Raw genomic sequence first — 17,890 nt, forward strand, 5'->3', positions numbered from 1 at the left:
CTTGCCTCCCGCCTTCAGCGCTTATCGCCCGCTTACACCGCCACTTGCATCCCAGGTCGCACCCTTGATCCGAATTCGCCCACCTCCGGAACCCTCACGGAAAAGCTCCGGAAATCCCGCGAAACCCACGGAAAGGATCATGGGAAAGCGCCGCGAAAACCCTTGCGATCATTTCGGAGCCCGCCCGGGTCGTGCGGGAAAGCGTCGATCGCCCGCCATTGACGGAGTCGTACGGCGTGCGAAGGTGAAAGGACGGCACATTCCCCAGGGAGGGTCCGATGGGCCGCGACGTACCGGCCATCCAGTTCAGCCGCGAGGACCGGCGCCGCTACCGCGACAAGGTCCGGCGGTGCCTGGACTGCCTCGCCCGCATGCTCCGCGACTTCCCCTTCGACGTGGACAGCCCCCTCGCCGGGCTGGAGATCGAGCTCAACCTCGTGGACGACCGCGGCGAGCCCGCCCTCAAGAACGCCGCCGTGCTGGCCGCGATCGCCGACCCCGACTGGTCCACCGAGCTCGGCCAGTTCAACCTGGAGATCGGGATCGCGCCGCAGCCCCTGTCCGGGGACGGCGCGGCCGAGCTGGAGCGCTGCGTCCGGGAGCGGCTGAACCACGCCGAGGAGCGCGCCAGGACCGAGGGCGGCCACCTCGTCATGATCGGCATCCTGCCCACGCTCACCGAGGGGTACGCCGGGGCGGACTCCCTGTCGGCGAACCCGCGCTACAAGCTGCTGAACGAGCAGATCTTCGCGGCGCGCGGCGAGGACCTGCACATCGAGCTGTCCGGGCCCGAGCGCCTGTCGACGTACGCCGACTCGATCACCCCGGAGGCGGCGTGCACGAGCGTGCAGCTCCACCTCCAGGTCAGCCCCGAGATGTTCCCCCGGAACTGGAACGCCGCGCAGGCCGTCGCCGGGGCGCAGGTCGCCGTGGCCGCGAACTCGCCGTACCTCTTCGGCCGGGAGCTGTGGCGCGAGACGCGGATCCGGCTGTTCGAGCAGGCCACCGACACCCGGCCGGCGGAGCTGAAGGAGCAGGGCGTACGGCCCCGCGTCTGGTTCGGGGAGCGCTGGATCACGTCGGTGTTCGACCTGTTCGAGGAGAACGTCCGGTACTTCCCGGCGCTGCTGCCGCTGTGCGAGGACGAGGACCCGATCGAGGTGCTGGAGGCCGGCGGGGTGCCGGACCTGGCGGAGCTGACGCTGCACAACGGCACGATCTACCGCTGGAACCGGCCGGTGTACGCCGTGGTGGACGGGCGGCCGCACCTGCGCGTGGAGAACCGGGTGCTGCCCGCCGGGCCGACGGTGGCGGACGTGGCGGCCAACGCGGCCTTCTACTACGGGCTGCTGCGCGTGCTGCCGTACGAGGACCGGCCCATCTGGACGCGGATGTCGTTCGCCGCCGCCGAGGAGAACCTGCACAACGCGGCGCGGGACGGGATCGACGCGCGGTTGTACTGGCCGGGGCTGGGCGACGTGCCCGCCGCCGAACTCGTGCTGCGGCGGCTGCTGCCGCTGGCGGCCGAGGGGCTGGACCTGCTGGGCGTGGCCGGGGAGACCCGCGACCGGCTGCTGGGGATCATCGAGGGGCGCTGCCTGACCGGGCGCACCGGAGCGGGCTGGCAGGTGGAGGCCGTGCGCGCGCTGGAGGCGGCGGGGCACGACCGGCACGAGGCGCTGCGGCGGATGACGCTGCAGTACGTCGAGCTGATGCACGGGAACGAGCCGGTGCACACGTGGCCGGCGCCGAAGCCGGTAAGCGGCTTGTAACTTTTCGGGTCCACCGGTCGGGTACGACGGCGGTCATGAGTACGAGGATTCCCTGCTTCGGCTGTGGAGCGCGGTTCGCCGCCGAGGAGTACTTCGGCTCGTGCCACGACTACGACCGCGGCCGCGACTGCCTGGCGTGGACCTGCCCCCGCTGCGGCAACCGCGACGACCTGCGGATCCTGCCGGACGGGATCGGTTACGGCCACCCGAGGGGCCAGGCGTTCGCCGTACAGGACACCTATCCGGTGCCGGGGCTGCGCCGCCTCCGGCACGACCTGCGCCTGGAGATCGTCCTCGACCGCCGGCTGTGGGAGGTCCCCGCGACCCGGGCCCCGCGCGACCTGCTGACCGTCCCCCCGGCCTGACGATTCCCCCGGCCTGAACGTTCCCCCGGCCTGACCGTTCACCCGGCCTGACCGTTCACCCGGCCTGACCGTTCACCCGGCCTGACCGTTCACCCGGCCTGACCGTTGGGACGCCATCGCGCCGGCCACGCGGTCCCCGCCGGGTGCGGCCGCCGGGAACCGCGCGGCCGGCGCGGAGGCCGAGATCACATACCCCGGATCGCCCGGTTCATCCCCTCGCCGAACCGTCGATCGTGACGAGATCGCGGTCCACCGGGTCCACCCGGACCGGCACCGTGACGCCCGGCCGCAGGCCGTCCCCCAGCGTCCGGTGCCGGACCCGGTACGGCTCCGCGCCCGCCGTCGTGATCTCCAGTTCGAGCAGCACCAGCGACCGGTCCCCCACGACCAGCGGCGTGTCCCGCACGAACATCACGACGGCGGAGGCGGAGATACCCCCATCCAGAAGCCTCCTGTCGCCGATCTCCCCCTGGGCCGTCATCAGCGAGCGGTACTCCGCGCGTGCGACCGCCCCCGCGGTGGTCGCACGCCGGGTGTCCCGCCTGACCCGTAGGTTCATGACGGCCCTCCTTCTCGGCATCGGTGGAACTTCCACCCATTTGGTAAGCCGAACCCCCTAACGGGTGCTTACAGCCCGCTTGCAAGGCACTTGATGCGCATGTCAGGTGCCAGTTGTCTGGAGAAGTTCGGATACGACCGGATGCCACGGCCGGTTCGCCGGACCGTCCAGCACCAGCCGCCGGCTCACCCGCTGGCGCAGCGGCACGAGCACAAGCGCCGAGTCCAGCATCGACGCGGAGTACCCCGGCAGGATCGAGACGCCCAGCCCGGTCCGCACCATCTGGAGCAGCGTGTCGATGTCGCGGATGCGGTGCGCCGGCCGCGTCTCGTCCCCGATGAGCCGCAGCACGTGCCGCTCGCAGCCCGCGTCGGACAGCAGCAGCGGGTCGTCGAGCAGGTCGCGCACGTCGATGGTGCTCTCCCCGGCAAACGGGTGGTCGTTCCTGACCAGGGCGAAGAACTCGTCTGTGCCGATCTCCACGCCCCGCCCGGGTTCGGGGTCGACGAGCACCGCCGCGTCCACCATCCCGGCCTCCAGCCAGTCGGCGACCTCGTCGTCCTCCCCCTCGAACAGCCGCACCTCGACCTCGGGGAACTCCGCCGCCCACCGCCGTACGAGAGCGGGCATCAGCGCGTGGCACACGGTCGGCGGGGCGGCCAGCCGTACGGTGCCCCGGGTGGTGCGGCCGCGCTCGGCGATCTCGGCGATGGCGGCGACCGACGAGGCCACGGCGCGGGCGTGCGGGAGGATGCGGGCCCCGAGCGCGGTCGGCGACGGCGTGCCGGCGCGGTGCAGCACCGGCCCGCCGACGGCGCGCTCCAGGGCGGCGATCGCGTGGGAGACGGCCGACTGGCTGATGCCGAGCGTCTCGGCGGCCCGGCCGAACCCGCCCTCGTGCACCACCGCGACGAAGGCCCGCAACTGCGAGACGTTCATCCCATGAGTATCGCTCATGGGGCATAAACGCATCTCGTTGGACATATCCCGGCTCACTCCCGGATTCTGGGAGTACTTCCCGCCGGCCGCCCGCCTTCCCCGGCGTCTCCCCTTTCCTGCGAGGTCTCGACCATGTCTGTCATGCCCGGATCCAGGCTGCGCCCGGGCGGCTGGCTGCCGTCCTTCATCCTGCTGTCCGCGATCTGGGGGGCCAGTTTCGCGTTCATCAAACTCGCCATGGACGCCGGCATGGCCCCCGCCTGGCTGGCGTTCTGGCGCTGCGCGCTGGGCGCCGCGTCGCTGATCCTGATCATGGCCGTACGGCGTGAGCCCGTCCCCCGCGACCCGCGCCTGTGGGCACACACCGCCGTGGTCGCGATCATGCTGAACACGGTGCCGTTCATGCTGATCGCGTGGGCGGAGCAGCACATCAGCTCGGTCCTGACCGGTGTCTGGAACGCCACGACCCCGATGTTCACGCTGATCTTCGCGGTGGCGCTGCTGCCCGACGAGCGCGCGTCCCGGCGACGGCTGCTGGGCCTGGGCATGGGCTTCGCGGGGGTGCTCGTCGTGCTCGGCATCTGGGAGGGCGTGCGCGGCGACGCGCTGATGGGGAGCCTGGCCACCCTCGCCGGGACCGCCTGCTACGGCATCGGCTTCGCCTACACCCGGCGGTACCTGTCGGGCCGCACCGAGTCCGGCACGGTCATGTCGGCCATGCAGATCGGCTGGGCGGCCGTGCAGCTCGCCCTGATCGCCCCGGTGACCGCGGGCGCCCCGGCCTGGCCCGGGCTCGGCCCCGCCGCCGCGATCCTCGTCCTGGGCGCGGTCAGCACCGGTGTGGCGTACATCATGAACTTCCGCCTGATCCGCGAGGCCGGTCCCACGATCGCCGCCACGGTCACCTACGTGACCCCGCTGTGGTCCACCCTCATCGGCGTCGTCTTCCTCAGCGAACCGGTCGGCTGGAACACCGTCGCGGGCGGCGTCCTGGTGATCGCGGGCGTGGCCCTGGCCCGCACGGCGCCCTCGCCGGGCCCCCGTTCCCCCGAAGCGCCTCCATCCCGCGTCCCGGCGAAGGTCTGACCCCGGCGCCACGGGACCGTTACGGACCTCATCCCGTGATCGCCTTCCCTCCGGCCGAGGGGGGCGAGGTCGCGGCGAGAGGGCCGGTCAGGACTCCGGCGTCTGGCGGAGGCACAGCCAGGCGGCCTCGCTGAGGGTCTCGATCTCGGCCTGCCCGGGGGTGCGGGCGCCGGCGAACCAGAGGCGGCAGAGCTCCTGGGCGGGGCCGAGCCACAGGACGTAGCAGGTGGTCACGTCCACGTGCTTGAGGTCGCCGTTGCGGGCGTGCGGCTTCCACCAGTCGATGACCTGCCCGAAGAAGCCCTTGCGCAGCTCCGCCGTCTCGGGGCCGCCGGGCTCGTGGCGGCGGGGCGGGCGCTCGCCGAACAGGAGGCGGGCCCGGTCGGGGTGGTCTCCGCACCAGGCGATGTGGAAGGCGACGATGCCCGAGATGCCCGCGCGAGCCGTTTCGGCCTGGGCCAGGACCTTGAGGAACTCGTCCTGGTACATCCGCAGGGTCTCGGCGTACAGGACCCCGAAGACGTGTTCCTTGCTGGCGAAGTGGTGATAGAAGCTGCCGACGCTGACGCCGCTGTCCTGGCGCAGGCGGGCGAGCGTGGTGGCGGACACCCCGTCCTGGCTGAACCGGCGCAGGGCGCCTTCGAGGATCCTGGCGCGGCCGTCACGTGCGTTCTTCACACAGTCTTAATACCAGAATGTTCGTCTATTTCACTCCTGGGACCAGCAGGAAGGCCAGGACTGAACAGATGCGGGGACAACTCCGCGCGGACCTCGACCGTGCCGGAGGAGACGGTGGCGCGGGCGTCCGGCCAGTACGACTTGATCATACGCAGGACTCGCCGGTTGTCACCCAATACGTCCATGGTGACCCGTGTGCACCCCCTCGCGTAGGCCCGGCGCAGCAGCAGCCGCAGCAGGTCCCCGCCCACGCCGCGGCCCTGCCAGTCGTCGGCCACCACGAGCGCGATCTCCACGCCGTCGCCCTGCCGTACGGCCATGCCGTGGCCGACGACCGCGCCGCCGTACGCCGCGAGGAGGAGGTCGCGCTCCTCGGTGGGGACGACCAGCGGGTCCAGCAGGCGGGCGGGTGAGGCTCGGGTGAAGAACCTGAGCTGGTGGGTGTCCGGGGAGAGCGCCCCGAGGAACGCGAGGACCCCCGCGCGGTCCTCCTCGCGGATCGGGCGGACCTCGACCCCCTGAGTTCGATTCATGGACCTAGACTCTCGCGGCACTCCTGGGTCTGTCAATCGAACTCAGCGGGCGGTATTACGATTCAAGACATGACCGGACTCGCCGCCTGGCCGGAGAACTGCTCCATCGAGCGCACCCTGCGCGTGCTCGGCGAGAAGTGGACCTTCCTGGTCCTGCGCGAGGCGTTCTCCGGCGTACGGCGGTTCGCCGACATGCAGGCCCGCACCGGCGCCCCGCGTCAGGTGCTCAGCGCCCGGCTGGCCAAGCTGGTCGAGGAGGGCATGCTGCGCAAGGTGCCGTACCAGGAGCCGGGCCAGCGCCAGCGCGACGAGTACCGCCTGACGGAGAAGGGCCTCGACCTCTACCCGATCATGATCAGCCTCATGGCCTGGGGCGACAAATACCTCGCCGAGGACGGCGCCCCGGTGCTGATCACCCATCGCGACTGCGGCGCCCCGGTGGCCCTGGAGCTCCACTGCGCCGATGGCCACCCGGTCGCGGGTCCCCGCGAGGTGACCCCCCTGCCCGGCCCGGGGGCCACCACGAGGACCACGGCCGCCGCCCCCGCCTCCTGACCCGGCTCCGGTACGGCGTGAGCCCGTGCCCTCAGCGCGGGTCGAGGCGGAAGGCGGTCACCTCCACGCGGTTGGGGCCGAGGACGAGGGGCGCGACGGGGTACCACCCGCGGCCGCGGTAGAGCCCGACGGCCGGGGCGGCCGACGGCCTCGTGAGCAGGTAACCGGGACGGCCCTCGCCCGCCGCGCCCATCAGCGCGTCGTGGAGGCGGCCGCCCAGACCGGCGCCCCGGTACGCGGGATCGAGGGCCAGTTCCATGAACTCGAAGGCGCTGGGCTCGCCCTCGGGCCCCTGGAAGCCGGCCTGTTCCCGCAGGGCGCCGGTCACGTAGTCGTCCACGCGGCCGTACGCCATGCCCACGACCTCGCCATCGCGGGCGTCGCGGTCGGCGAGGGCGTCGCCGGCGTCCCGGACGTCGAGGGCGAGCACCGCCAGGATCGAGGGGTCGGTGAGGTCCTGGCGGAGCCTGGCCAGGAAGCGGTCGTGCTCCGCCTGGCCGCTCCACCAGGGAGCCTCGCGGAACACCAGGTCGCACACGCGCTCGATGGCGGCGCGGTGACGGACGAGGTCGGCGGGCGAGGCGACGCGCACGACCGGCCCCCGGGAGGGGCCGGCCGCGTCGGTCACCGTCGCGTCGTCAGCCGGCCGCGAGACCACGGGCGGCCTCGAAGCGGGCGTTCACGTCCGTCCAGTTGACCAGCGACCACAGCTTCTGGACGTAGTCCGGGCGCACGTTGCGGTACTGCAGGTAGTACGCGTGCTCCCAGGCGTCGAAGACCAGCAGCGGGGTGCTGCCGATGCCCACGTTGCCGTGGTGGTCGTACACCTGCTCGACGATCAGGCGGCCGCCCACCGGCTCGTAGCCCAGCACACCCCAGCCCGAGCCCTGGACCAGGGTCGTCGCCGAGGTGAGCTGCTTCTGGAACGCCTCGAAGCTCCCGAAGTGCTCGTCGATCGCCGCGGCGAGCTCCCCCTCGGGCCGGTCGCCGCCGTCGGGGCTGAGGTTCTTCCAGAAGATCGAGTGCAGCACGTGCCCGGAGACGTTGAAGGCGAGGGTCTTCTCCAGCCCGACGATCCCGCCGAACTCCTCCTTGTCCCGGGCCTCGGCCAGCTTCTCCAGCGTGTCGTTGGCGCCCTTGACGTACGCCGCGTGGTGCTTGGCGTGGTGCAGTTCGAGGATCTCCCCGGTGATCGCCGGCTCCAGCGCCGCGTAGTCGTAGGGCAGATCCGGAAGTGCGTAGGTCCCCATGTCCGCTCCTTCGCGTAGGAGTCGCTATTGCAAACTATTCGCAATTAGATCAGACACGGGCCTCACCCACCCACCGCCCCCGCGCGAAAGGGATCGCCGCTCCTCCGCCACGCGCGGCCCTCCTCAGGGGTGGAGCAGGAGCGGGGAGAGGAGGGCCAGCCAGATCACGCACACGACCAGGCAGCGGCAGACGGCGCGGAGCGCCGGGCTCATTCGCCCGAGGGCCCGATGCGCCGCTCCAGGGTCGCGACGTGGGCCTCCATGCGGTCGAGGCGTTCCGTCAGCGGGCGCAGATGCTCCCGTACGGCGTCCCCCAGGGCCTTCATGGGGTCGGGGGCCGCGCCGGAGGGCTGGGCGGCGGTCTGGGCGCGCAGGTGGACGTAGCCGGCCAGGGCGGCGGTCACCGCGCGGCGGGTGAGGCGGGGCTCGGCGCCCAGTTCGCGCAGGACGCGGCCGGCCACGCCGTCGGGCTCGGTCACCAGGCCGAGGAGCAGGTGCTCGCAGCCCACGTAGTTGTGGCCGAGCGCGGTCGCCTCGGTCACCGTCAGCTCCAGGGCCCCGGCGGCCGGGAGGCTGAACCGCAGCCCGTCCTCGGCGCCGCCGTCCTCCGCCGCGTCGGTCCGGCGGTCGAGCTCCTGCCGCACCCGGGCCGGGTCGATCTCCATGGCGTGGAGCACGTGCAGCGCGAGGTTCCGGCCCTCGTCGATCATGCCCGCCAGCAGGTCCCCGGACGTGACGTTGGGCGCATCGGCCGCCTCGGCCCGGTCGATGGCCAGCCGCAGGACCTGCTGTAGGCGCGCGGTGGTGGCGGGGAAGCGTTCGGCCAGCACGTCCGGCCGCACCTCACCCAGCGCGGTCTCGCGGATCGCCGTGATCCGCCGCACGGCCTGTTCCAGCGCCCGCTGGCAGATCGCCGACACCGGCACCCCGGCGTCCTTCACCGCCTCCGCCAGTTCGTCCGGCAGGTACACGTTGATCTTCGGCATGGGCCCTTCCCTTCGATGGGGTTATCTCGGGGGTACACCATCCTTATAACCCCGATTCCAGGCATGTGTCCACCCTCTATAACCCCATAATCTGACCCGCCGTCCGGCCTCCTCGAAGGGCCCGCGGGAGCCGTACGGCACGGCAGGACGCCGCGTGGGCCGTACGGCATGGCGACGCGCCGGCGTGGGCCGTACGGCATGGCGAAGGCCCGCCGCGGCCGGAGGAGGGCGGGGAGGGCGCGCGGTCAGGCGGGGACGGGCGGGGTGACGCGGGAGAGGGAGCGGCGGAACGCGAGCACGGAGACCAGGGCGGCCGCGCCCATGAGGGTGACGATCGCGACGCTGCGGACGACCAGGTAACCGCCGGGGGTGAGGGTGAGGAGGAGCCAGATGCTCACGGCGGCGTTGAGGAACTGGACCAGGCCCCACATCAGGGAGATGCGGCGGAAGAACGTGCGCATCGGGGCGTCGGCGCGGACCCAGTCGGGAAGCGGGACGAGGTCGGTGGTGACGCGCTCGGCCAGCGGGCGGCCGAGGGGGACGGAGGCGAAGAACGCCATGCTGACGCCGAGGACGCCCAGGCAGGGCGGGAGGAAGAAGAAGACCAGGTTCCCTGTCGCGATGGCGGCGACGCCGCGCGCGGTGATGGCGATCGCGGCGAGGACGACGGTGCCGGGAACCGGGTGGCGGCGGGCCAGCCGCCAGGCGATGCCGCCGTACACCCAGGCCATCGCGGCGAGGACGGACCAGGCGGCGCCGGCCAGGACGAGGGCGGTGTACGAGATCACGACCGGGGCGATCATGCTCTCCGCCACGCGGGGAGCGGCGTGGCGTAACAGGGGACCAAGACGGGGCAGCTCGAAGTGCGTGGGTCGCATGTGCGTCGCTTTGAGGGGGGGTAGACGGCGCGGTCTCAGAGACGTTACGCGAAGAACGCCACCGCTCGGACCGATTCTGAGAACGTTCCATCCCTTGACAGCTATTAGACGGAGTATTCAATAGAGCTATGAGCGACCCTCTTTCGCAGATCAGCACACCTGAGGAGCTCCGCGCCCTCCTCAGGGCCGAGGGCGTGGACGACGAGGTGATAAACACCTTCGTCGCGGAGCTCGGCACCGAGGCCGTGCTCCGCCGCGTCTTCGCGATCATGGAGCAGCGGTTCCGCCCGGAGAAGGCCGGCAAGAAGGCCACGGGCGTCGCGCAGTGGGAGATCACCGCGACCGACGGCGTGCACCCCTGGACGGTCACGTTCGCGGACGGCACGGCGAAGGCGGAGGCCGGGCGCGCGGAGAAGCCGCGGGTCGTCCTCCGCCTCGGCATGCCGGACTTCCTGCGCCTGGTGGCCCAGGAGCTCGGCGGCGTCCAGGCCGTGATCTCCGGCCGGCTCAAGTTCTCCGGCGAGATCATGTGGGCCCAGGCGATGCAGAGCTGGTTCGACTGGTAGGCGCCCCCGGCGGACCCCCGCCGACAGGCCCCGCCGTCAGGCCCCGGCGTCCGGGTCCTACCTCGTCTGGAAGTCCGGCATCACCTTCTCGGCGAACACCTCAAGGTTGCGCTTGACCCGATCCAGCGGCGCCACGCCCTGCTGACCGGTCATGAACAGGCCGAACCACTCCAGGTCCGGGATCCGGCTCCGCATCCGCTCCAGCCCGGCCTTGACGTCGCCGGGTGTGCCCAGGAGCGCCAGGTCCGCGTCCGCCATGCGCTCGGCCGACGCCTCGCCCACGGGCTTCGCCGGGTCGTCGGACGGCCTGCGCAGCGCCTCCAGGTAGCCGAACGGCCCGAAGAAGCTCGCGAAGTCCCGGGTCAGGTACGGCCCCCAGGTGTTCATGGCGTCCTCCCGGCTCTCCCCCAGGCCCACGATCTTGAGGATGCCGGTGTGCTCGCCGAGCCGGTACTCCCGGCCCCGCTTGGCGCTCTCCGTCCGGTAGAGCTCGCACTTGGCCCGGTGCGCGTCCGGATCGGGCACGAACATCCACGGCACGATGTCGTGCTCGGCGCAGCGGATGATCGACCGGTCGCTGATCGAGAACGGCTGCCACAGCTCCGGGTGCGGATCCTGGTACGGCCGGGGGCAGACGGAGACCGCCCGCACCCGCCCCTCGTCGTCCAGCTCCTCCGGCGACCCGAACGCGCGGGTCCACTCCTGCGCGGGCCAGCCCTCGATGCCCTCGTACGGGTACGGCACCTCGTAGCCGAGGATGTCCGACCTGTAGCGGACCGTCTCCTGCGTCCACGCCATCTTCATGATCTTCAGGAGCTCCCCGAAGACCTCGAAGTTGCGGTCGTCGGACGCCGATCCGTCCGAGCGCGCGGCGGCGGTGTGCCAGCGCTGCCCCAGCACGTTGGCCCAGCGGTTCTGGTAACCGCGCGCCACGCCCAGCCGCAGCCGCCCCTCGCAGAACTGGTCCAGCAGCGCCACGTCCTCCGCCGCCCGGATCGGGTCCCAGGCCGGGAGCACCATGCCCAGCGGCGCCAGCAGGATCCGCTCGGTCCGCGCGGCCAGGTCGGCCAGGAGCATGAGCGGGTTGACCGAGAACTCCAGGCCCTCGGAGTGGAAGTGGTGCTCGGTCACCATGATCGCGTCGATGCCCGCCTGGTCGGCGAGCACCGCGATCTCGCGCACCTCGGTGAGGAGGCGCTGGTACGACTCGGTGTCCCGGCCGATCGGGCGGCGGGACCGCGCGTTGTCGTACGCGCTGAAGCCCGAGCCGGGGATCTGGGGGTTGAGGAAGATCGCGAACTTCATGCGGGCACCTCCGGTGTCGGCCCCCGAGACGGCGGATCCGGTGACCGGCCGGCGGCGGCGCCGCGATGGCGGGCGCGGGCCGCCCCCGGCCGGAGAACGTCAGCCGGCGGCGTCGGCCCCGGCGGCATCGGCAGCCCCGGCCCCGGCGGCGGCCCCGGCAGTGCCGGCGTCGGCGGCGTCGATGGCGCCTGCCCCGGCGGGCCCGGAGGCGGCGGCGGCGGTGTCGGCGGTGTCGGCACTGGCGGACAGGGCGGCGCGCAGCGCGGCGCAGGCCTCGTCGGTCGCGCGCCGGGCGGCGGGCAGGATCGCCCCCATCCCGAAGAAGCCGTGGAACAGCCCGTCGTACCGGGTCGCGGTCACGCTCACGCCCGCCTCGCGCAGCCGTACGGCGTAGGTCTCGCCCTCGTCGCGCAGCGGGTCGTGCTCGGCCGTCATCACCAGCGCGGGCGGCAGCCCGGCCAGGTTCGCGTCCAGGGGCGAGTCGTACGGCTTGCCGCCCAGGTAGTTGTCCCAGTACCACCGCATGTGGGCCGCCGTGAGGAAGTACCCCTCCGCGTTCTCGCCGTACGACGGGGTGTCCTGCGCCGGGTCGAGCATGGGGTAGACGAGGAGCTGGAACCGCAGCGGCGGCCCGCCCCGGTCGCGCGCGGCGAGGCAGACGCACGCGGCGAGGTTGGCGCCCGCGCTGTCCCCGGCCACCGCGAGCCTCTCCGGGTCCCCGCCCAGCCCGGCCGCGTGCCGGTGCGCCCAGGCGGTCGCGGCGTAGGCGTCCTCCTGCGGGATCGGGTACGGATGCTCGGGCGCGAGCCGGTAGTCCACCGCGATCACGATGGCCCCGGACCCCTCGGCGAGCTGGCGGCACACCCCGGCGTGCGAGTCGAGCCCGCCCAGCACCATGCCGCCGCCGTGGAAGTACACCACCACGGGGTACGGCTCCCGCCCGCCCCTCGGCCGGTAGATCCGCACGGGCAGGTCCGCGCCCGCCGCGTCGATCACCCGGTCCTCCACGGAGCCCACCGGAGGCGGCTCGCCCAGGGCGGGGGTCTCGGCGAGCATCCGCCGCGCCTCGGCGGCGTCGAGCACCTCGGTGCCCACCTTGGGGAAGAAGTCGCTGATCACATCGATGATCGCCCGGGTCTGCGGGTCCATGCGGATCACCCTCTGAAGTGGGGGATGACGTTCTCGCCCCACTGCCGGATGGTCTCCATGCAGACCTCCTGGGGCACGGTGCCCATCTGGATCAGGCACATGATCTCGTCGGCGCCGGCGTCGATCAGCCGCTCCACATACGCGATCGCGTCGGCCGCGTCGCCGTACGCATGTTTCACGTGAAACGTCGCCGTCGCGTTCGGGCTGACCGGGATCTTCGCCTCGTGCAGGTAGGCCACCTGCTGCTCGCCGGCCTCCCGGATGGCCTCCACCTCGTCCCGCCCGGTGTCCACGGCCTCGTCGGGCGGCGGGGCCGAGCCGTACCAGTGCGCGATGGACTGGGCGAAGAACCGCTGTCCCCGCGCTCCGACCTGCACGGCCTTGTCGCGGTCGTCCAGCACGATCGTCGGGCAGAGCGCCGAGAAGTGGTCGTTGGTCACCGAGGAGACCAGCTTCGTCCCGGAGCGGTTCCGGATCGCCGCGTCGTAGAAGGCCCTCATCTCCCTGACCTCGTCGGGTCCGGCGAACCCCAGCACGAGCGCGCCCACGCCGTACTCCGCCGCCAGCGTCAGCGTGTCCCGCTTCGAGCAGGCCAGGAAGAGCGGCGGGTGCGGGGCCTGCACCGGCCGGGGCAGGATCGGATGCGGCTCGATGTCCAGCAGCGGCCCGTGCCACTCCAGCTCGTCGTGCTCCCACGCCTTCGCGATGATCCGCAGCGACTCGTCCAGTTCCGCGTAGGTGTTCGCCGGATCCACGCCGCACAGGCCGGTCTCCTGCCGCGTCCCGCCGCGCCCCGCGCCCAGGTCCAGCCGCCCGCCGCTGAGCACGTCCAGCATCGCCGCCCGCTCCGCCACCCGCACCGGGTGGTTGAACCCGAACGGCAGGCACACCACCCCGTGCCCCAGCCGGATCCGCGAGGTCTTGGCCGCGACGTACGACAGGAAGACCTCGGGCGCGCTCATGTGGGCGTACCACTTCAGCGCGTGGTGCTCCACCGCCCACACACGGTCGAACCCCATCTCCTCGGCGTGGACCGCCTGCTCCACGCAGTCCCGCAGCACCGCCCGCTCATGCCGCGGGCTCGGGTCGGCGAGCTGCGCCTCAAAGATCATCGAGAACTTCACACGCGGCTCCTCGTATTCCTATTAGGAATACGAGGAGCGTGTCACGCCCACCCGATCCAATCAAGCCCTTGCTTGGTAACTCCTCATTTCGGACATAGCGGAAACAGGCTCGATCAACGGCGGCGGCCGATTTTACTCAAAGGGAGTCCCGGCCGGGACCGTCCCCGGCCCTTGCTGCGGAAGGCGAGGAGGAGACCAGGTGAGCAGCTTCGACGCCGCTCTGCGTTATGCCACTGTGGTGGAGAACGAGTTGATCCAGATCCGCGCCGACCAACTCGAAGCGACCAAGAGGGCCCTCGACGCCGCGGACAACCTGAACGACGAGATCACGGGGCTACGTGGTGATCTCGCGGCTTTCAGGGAGGTGCTCGGCAGTCCGGGCGAGAGCACACGGACCTTGAAGGCGGACACAGGGACCATCCACGGCGACGTGCGGACCATCCACGGCCACATGGACACGATCGGCGATCACATGGACGCCATTGACGATCACATGGACACGATCGGCGATCACATGGACGCCATCAAGGCGGACATGGAGATCTTCAAAGACATGCTGGCGCAGGCGCTCGCCATCGTCATCGAGATGCGGGACAACCTCGACAAGCGGGGCTGACCACACCCGACTTCAGCGGCCGCCCTGGATTGTCAGGGGGCGGCCGCTTTGGTGAGGGCTCGGGTGAAACGGGTGAGGCGGGCCACCGAGGCGTCCCAGGTGGTGCCTGAGGGGTAGGTGCTGAGGATCACCATGATGCGGCGGTCTCCGGGGCCGAGGACGCCGGTGGTGTGGAGGACGGGGTGGCCGAGGTCGGGGACGGCCGACGTGCGCGCGCGGGCCGGGAGGACCGCCGACGCGCGGGTGGCCTTGCAGGGGCGGGGCGGGTTCGCGGCGTGGCCGGACCAGCCCTGCTTGATCGCCCAGGGCCGGGGGACGGCGCGGGGGATGCCGAAGTACTGGTCGAAGCCGTCGGTGCCGCACTGCCCGGCCTTGCGGAGGTTGCCGAGGATGAAGTCGCGGACCTCGGGGCGGGCCCTGTCGAGGATGTGGCGGTACGTCTTGACGATGTCGGCGGCGGTGATCGTGGTGTAGCCCCAGAACCCGGGCTTGCTCGCCGGCGGCGGGAGCGTCCCGGGCAGGCCCAGGCGGCGGGCCGTGCGCGTGATGATCTGCCGCTGGCCGCCGCGCCGCCACAGCGCCGTCGCGGACCGGTCGTCGCTGACCCGGAGCATGGGTTCCAGCAGGGCGCGCGTCTCCTTCGGGATCGGCGCGCCGGGCTTCCTGGACTCCAGGTGGTCGAGCGCGATGAGGATCTTGACCACGGAGGCGGAGCGGAAGGCCCGCCGGGCGTTCCCCTGGAGCACCACCCGGCCGCTCGGGCGGTCGTAGACGACGTAGCCCGCCGTCATGCCCTGCGGCACGCGGGGCCGCTCCCGCCGCGGCTTCGGCGTCGCCCGCGGCCTCGCGCTCGCCGTACCGGCCGCAGGCGGGCGCGCCGCCGTACCGGAAGGGCGCGCGGACACGGACCCCTCGCCGCGCACCGGGTCGCCGCTCGCCGCGCCCCCCGAACAGGCCGTCACCAGCGGCACGGCCGCGGCCAGCGCGATCGCGCTCCTCATTGCTCGCACTCGTCATGCCTACCAAACCCCGGCCGGGAGGGCGATCAAGGCCGGGTCAAGGTCTCGGCCGCGGCCACGCCCGGGCCGGGCCGGGGGCTCAGGCGCGGCGGGCGATGCCGGGGTAGTCCGCGACCAGGGCGTCGGGGCCGAAGACGATGTCGGCGGTGAAGTCGTCCTGGGTGAAGCGGATCAGGTTGGTGTCGAGGTGGGCGTAGCGCTGGGTGGCCGGGACGACCGCCAGGTGGGGCACGGCGACCCAGGCCATGGTGAAGCCGATCGAGCGCTTGGAGGTCAGGAGCTCGTGGCGGAGGACCGGCATCGTGTTCGTGAGCGGGGACAGCCCGAGGTCGCAGTCGAGCGCGCCGGTCAGCGTGGTGACGTCGCCGCCGGGCGGCGGGCCGTCCAGGGTGCCGGACGCGTGCGCCGTGCAGGACCAGGAACCGTCGGGATCGCGGCACAGGTCGAGGGTGCGCAGCCAGCCGGAGCCGGACGCCCGGACGAGGAGCCGGTCCGTGACGTACCCGTCGATCGTGGTCAGCTCGTAGTCGAGACGGTAGGGCTCGGGGTCCGCGCCGACCGCGAGGCCGCTCGCGGTGAGGCGGCGGGCGTCAAGGCGGACCTCCGCGTATTCGGCCCCGGCGTCCTTGAGCCAGGTCACGGTGTGTGTCCTCTTCACCACGATCCCTCACCGCCCTCTGTCCTCACTTGTCAAGATACGCCCCCGCGGCCCCGGGCGTCGCGATCGCGGGGAAACGGGCGGTGAGTCCCGGCCAGGCGGGCCGCCGGACAGCGGCGGGCCGGTCAGGCGGGGTGCGGGGGCGCCTCGCCCGGCTCGGCGGGACCGGCGGTGGCCGAGGAATCGGGACCGGACGCGCGGTCGCGGGCCTCGCGGCGGACGAGGAAGAACCAGCCGCCGACGGCGATCACCGCGAAGACCCACCACTGCACGGCGTACGCCAGGTTGAGGCCGCCGCCACCGCCCACGTCGGGCGGGGGCACGGGCTCCGGCGCCGGGGCGCCCGCGGGTTCCTGCTTCGTCAGCTCGACGTATCCGCCGTAGACCTGCCCGGGCAGGCTCTTGGCCAGCGCCGGGACGTCGATGAGCAGCACCTGGCCGGCGGGCGTGCCGCCCCGGTCCTTGATGCCGGTGCTCGCGGTCGTCTCCGACGGCTGGAGCCGGCCGGTGACGGTGACCTGCCCGGCCGGGGCCGGCGGCACCTTCGGCGCCTCCAGCGCGGTCGCGCCCGCGGGCACCCATCCGCGGTTCACGATGACCGTGCGGTCCCCCGACACCAGCGGCGTGATCACGTAGAAGCCGAGGCGGCTGTTCTGCGTCCGGCGGCGTACGACCAGTTCACGTGCCGTGTCGTAACGCCCGCTGACGGTCACCGCGCGGCGGCGCAGCTCGGCGGGCACCGGTCTGCCGGGCGCGTTCAGGGTCTCCAGCGGCACGGCGGCGGCGGCCAGGTTGCGTTCGGCGCGCGCGGCGATGACCGAGCGCTCCTCGAAACGGCCGTACTGCCACTTGCCGAGCAGGATGAACGCCGGGATCACCAGCAACACGACGACGTGCAGCCCCAGCCAGCGGGGGGACAGCAGGAACCGGTACACGGCTTCCAAGCCTAGGCGGCGGTTCCCGTGCTCCCGCCTCCGGCATCCCCGCAGGCAGGACGCCGATTTGGGAAACGGGCGTGAGATGTCGCCCTTATCGGGCAGGGGATGACGCGCAACGGAAAGGTCAAAGGAGGGAAAAATCTCATGAGCACGATCGAGCACTCGGTCGACGTGCGAGTTCCCATTCGGACGGCCTACAACCAGTGGACGCAGTTCGAGAGCTTCCCTGAGTTCATGGAGGGTGTGGAGTCTGTCAAGCAGATCACCAACACCCGCACCGCCTGGATCGCGGAGATCGCGGGCGTGCGCCGCGAATTCGAGGCCGAGATCACCGAGCAGCATCCCGACGAGCGGGTGGCCTGGCGCACCGTCGAGGCCCCGCACCACGCCGGCGTCGTGACGTTCCACCGGCTCGACGAGGACACCACCCGCGTCATGCTCCAGATGGAGTACGACCCGGAGGGCTTCATGGAGAAGGCCGCCGACGCGCTGCAGATCGTGCGGCGCCGCGTCAAGGGCGACCTGGAACGGTTCAAGGAGTTCATCGAGCGGCGCGGCGGCGAGACCGGCGCGTGGCGCGGTGACGTCCCCGGCGGGCACCAGCGCGGCTCCTACGAGACCGGCACGGCCGGCACGGGCACCGCGTACGAGGCCGGCACCGGCACGACGGCCGGGACGGTCTACCCCGAGCCCGGCATCTCCGGCACTCCGCCGGTGCCGCCGCCCGGCCCGGGCCCGGTGCCGCCGCCCGGCCAGATGCCCCGCCCCGGCGACCCGGAGCCCCCGAGGGTCTGAGGACGCCTGAGCGGCCACCCGGCGGCGGCCCCCGAGGGGGCGCCCCGGGAAAGGGCCGGAAATGCGAAGAACCCCGGCGTGAGCCGGGGTTCTTCGTGTCCCGCGCGGGGCCCCCAACC

Annotated in this window: 21 protein-coding genes; 7 read left to right on the forward strand and 14 right to left on the reverse strand. The window is 72.2% G+C overall.

Annotation, left to right across the window (positions count from 1 at the left end; translation table 11 throughout):
* Nucleotides 1-278 precede the first annotated feature (278 nt).
* The gene (locus tag D5H75_RS16545) at nucleotides 279-1,772 is read left to right on the forward strand and encodes a glutamate-cysteine ligase family protein (protein ID WP_119927357.1); all 1,494 of its coding nucleotides are present in this window, start codon (nucleotides 279-281) and stop codon (nucleotides 1,770-1,772) included.
* Nucleotides 1,773-1,807: 35 nt separating this feature from the next.
* Nucleotides 1,808-2,137 carry a hypothetical protein gene (locus D5H75_RS16550; protein ID WP_119927358.1) on the forward strand — a complete coding sequence of 110 codons (330 nt, stop codon included), beginning with the start codon at nucleotides 1,808-1,810 and terminating at the stop codon, nucleotides 2,135-2,137.
* A 208-nt stretch (nucleotides 2,138-2,345) separates the two neighbouring features.
* On the opposite strand, the gene D5H75_RS16555 is transcribed toward D5H75_RS16550, so the two are convergent.
* Nucleotides 2,346-2,696: a hypothetical protein gene (locus tag D5H75_RS16555; protein ID WP_119927359.1), complete on the reverse strand. Its 351-nt coding sequence runs from the start codon at nucleotides 2,694-2,696 to the stop codon at nucleotides 2,346-2,348.
* Between the two features lie 102 nt (nucleotides 2,697-2,798).
* Nucleotides 2,799-3,635, reverse strand: a complete 837-nt coding sequence (locus D5H75_RS16560) for a LysR family transcriptional regulator (RefSeq protein ID WP_202638222.1) — start codon at nucleotides 3,633-3,635, stop codon at nucleotides 2,799-2,801.
* A gap of 141 nt (nucleotides 3,636-3,776) precedes the next feature.
* Between D5H75_RS16560 and D5H75_RS16565 the strand changes: the two genes are divergently transcribed.
* Nucleotides 3,777-4,721, forward strand: a complete 945-nt coding sequence (locus D5H75_RS16565; RefSeq protein WP_202638223.1) for a DMT family transporter — start codon at nucleotides 3,777-3,779, stop codon at nucleotides 4,719-4,721.
* An 87-nt stretch (nucleotides 4,722-4,808) separates the two neighbouring features.
* Here the strand turns inward: D5H75_RS16565 and D5H75_RS16570 are convergent, their stop codons facing one another.
* On the reverse strand, nucleotides 4,809-5,399 hold the full coding sequence (locus D5H75_RS16570) for a TetR/AcrR family transcriptional regulator (RefSeq protein ID WP_119927362.1): 591 nt from the start codon (nucleotides 5,397-5,399) through the stop codon (nucleotides 4,809-4,811).
* Complete coding sequence (locus D5H75_RS16575) at nucleotides 5,396-5,932, reverse strand: GNAT family N-acetyltransferase (protein WP_119927363.1); 537 nt, start codon at nucleotides 5,930-5,932, stop codon at nucleotides 5,396-5,398. Before D5H75_RS16575 ends, D5H75_RS16570 begins: the two co-directional genes overlap by 4 nt.
* Before the next feature lie 69 nt (nucleotides 5,933-6,001).
* Here D5H75_RS16575 and D5H75_RS16580 point away from each other — a divergent pair, with 69 nt between their 5' ends.
* Nucleotides 6,002-6,487, forward strand: coding sequence for a winged helix-turn-helix transcriptional regulator (locus D5H75_RS16580; RefSeq protein WP_119927364.1), 486 nt, complete (start codon nucleotides 6,002-6,004; stop codon nucleotides 6,485-6,487).
* 31 nt (nucleotides 6,488-6,518) lie between these two features.
* Here D5H75_RS16580 and D5H75_RS16585 read toward each other — a convergent pair whose 3' ends face one another.
* The 4 genes from D5H75_RS16585 to D5H75_RS16600 form a co-directional block, all read right to left on the reverse strand.
* Entirely contained in the window at nucleotides 6,519-7,115 is a 597-nt protein-coding gene (locus tag D5H75_RS16585) for a GNAT family N-acetyltransferase (protein WP_147425182.1), read from the reverse strand.
* 10 nt (nucleotides 7,116-7,125) lie between these two features.
* Nucleotides 7,126-7,737 carry a superoxide dismutase gene (locus D5H75_RS16590; protein ID WP_119927366.1) on the reverse strand — a complete coding sequence of 204 codons (612 nt, stop codon included), beginning with the start codon at nucleotides 7,735-7,737 and terminating at the stop codon, nucleotides 7,126-7,128.
* Between the two features lie 209 nt (nucleotides 7,738-7,946).
* On the reverse strand, nucleotides 7,947-8,723 hold the full coding sequence (locus D5H75_RS16595; RefSeq protein WP_119927367.1) for a Clp protease N-terminal domain-containing protein: 777 nt from the start codon (nucleotides 8,721-8,723) through the stop codon (nucleotides 7,947-7,949).
* A 245-nt stretch (nucleotides 8,724-8,968) separates the two neighbouring features.
* A complete protein-coding gene (locus tag D5H75_RS16600; protein ID WP_119927368.1) occupies nucleotides 8,969-9,601 on the reverse strand; it encodes a VC0807 family protein in 633 nt (210 codons plus the stop codon).
* A gap of 128 nt (nucleotides 9,602-9,729) precedes the next feature.
* Here D5H75_RS16600 and D5H75_RS16605 point away from each other — a divergent pair, with 128 nt between their 5' ends.
* Nucleotides 9,730-10,167, forward strand: coding sequence for an SCP2 sterol-binding domain-containing protein (locus D5H75_RS16605; protein ID WP_119927369.1), 438 nt, complete (start codon nucleotides 9,730-9,732; stop codon nucleotides 10,165-10,167).
* 57 nt (nucleotides 10,168-10,224) lie between these two features.
* On the opposite strand, the gene D5H75_RS16610 is transcribed toward D5H75_RS16605, so the two are convergent.
* From D5H75_RS16610 to D5H75_RS16620, 3 genes are all read right to left on the reverse strand, one after another.
* The gene (locus D5H75_RS16610; RefSeq protein WP_119927370.1) at nucleotides 10,225-11,472 is read right to left on the reverse strand and encodes an LLM class flavin-dependent oxidoreductase; all 1,248 of its coding nucleotides are present in this window, start codon (nucleotides 11,470-11,472) and stop codon (nucleotides 10,225-10,227) included.
* Between the two features lie 99 nt (nucleotides 11,473-11,571).
* Entirely contained in the window at nucleotides 11,572-12,621 is a 1,050-nt protein-coding gene (locus D5H75_RS16615) for an alpha/beta hydrolase (RefSeq protein WP_242454281.1), read from the reverse strand.
* Nucleotides 12,622-12,626: 5 nt separating this feature from the next.
* Nucleotides 12,627-13,745, reverse strand: a complete 1,119-nt coding sequence (locus D5H75_RS16620; RefSeq protein ID WP_119927371.1) for an LLM class flavin-dependent oxidoreductase — start codon at nucleotides 13,743-13,745, stop codon at nucleotides 12,627-12,629.
* Nucleotides 13,746-13,944: 199 nt separating this feature from the next.
* Between D5H75_RS16620 and D5H75_RS16625 the strand changes: the two genes are divergently transcribed.
* Complete coding sequence (locus D5H75_RS16625) at nucleotides 13,945-14,361, forward strand: hypothetical protein (protein WP_119927372.1); 417 nt, start codon at nucleotides 13,945-13,947, stop codon at nucleotides 14,359-14,361.
* A gap of 32 nt (nucleotides 14,362-14,393) precedes the next feature.
* Here D5H75_RS16625 and D5H75_RS16630 read toward each other — a convergent pair whose 3' ends face one another.
* From D5H75_RS16630 to D5H75_RS16640, 3 genes are all read right to left on the reverse strand, one after another.
* The gene (locus D5H75_RS16630) at nucleotides 14,394-15,362 is read right to left on the reverse strand and encodes a class A beta-lactamase-related serine hydrolase (protein ID WP_242454318.1); all 969 of its coding nucleotides are present in this window, start codon (nucleotides 15,360-15,362) and stop codon (nucleotides 14,394-14,396) included.
* A 97-nt stretch (nucleotides 15,363-15,459) separates the two neighbouring features.
* Nucleotides 15,460-16,038 carry a putative glycolipid-binding domain-containing protein gene (locus D5H75_RS16635; protein ID WP_119927582.1) on the reverse strand — a complete coding sequence of 193 codons (579 nt, stop codon included), beginning with the start codon at nucleotides 16,036-16,038 and terminating at the stop codon, nucleotides 15,460-15,462.
* Nucleotides 16,039-16,163: 125 nt separating this feature from the next.
* Nucleotides 16,164-16,973, reverse strand: coding sequence for an SURF1 family cytochrome oxidase biogenesis protein (locus D5H75_RS16640; protein ID WP_119927373.1), 810 nt, complete (start codon nucleotides 16,971-16,973; stop codon nucleotides 16,164-16,166).
* Between the two features lie 147 nt (nucleotides 16,974-17,120).
* Between D5H75_RS16640 and D5H75_RS16645 the strand changes: the two genes are divergently transcribed.
* Nucleotides 17,121-17,771 (forward strand): SRPBCC family protein, encoded by a 651-nt coding sequence (locus D5H75_RS16645; protein WP_119927374.1) that lies wholly within the window; start codon nucleotides 17,121-17,123, stop codon nucleotides 17,769-17,771.
* Nucleotides 17,772-17,890: the final 119 nt, after the last annotated feature.

Source organism: Bailinhaonella thermotolerans (assembly GCF_003594875.1).
Lineage (GTDB): Bacteria > Actinomycetota > Actinomycetes > Streptosporangiales > Streptosporangiaceae > Bailinhaonella > Bailinhaonella thermotolerans.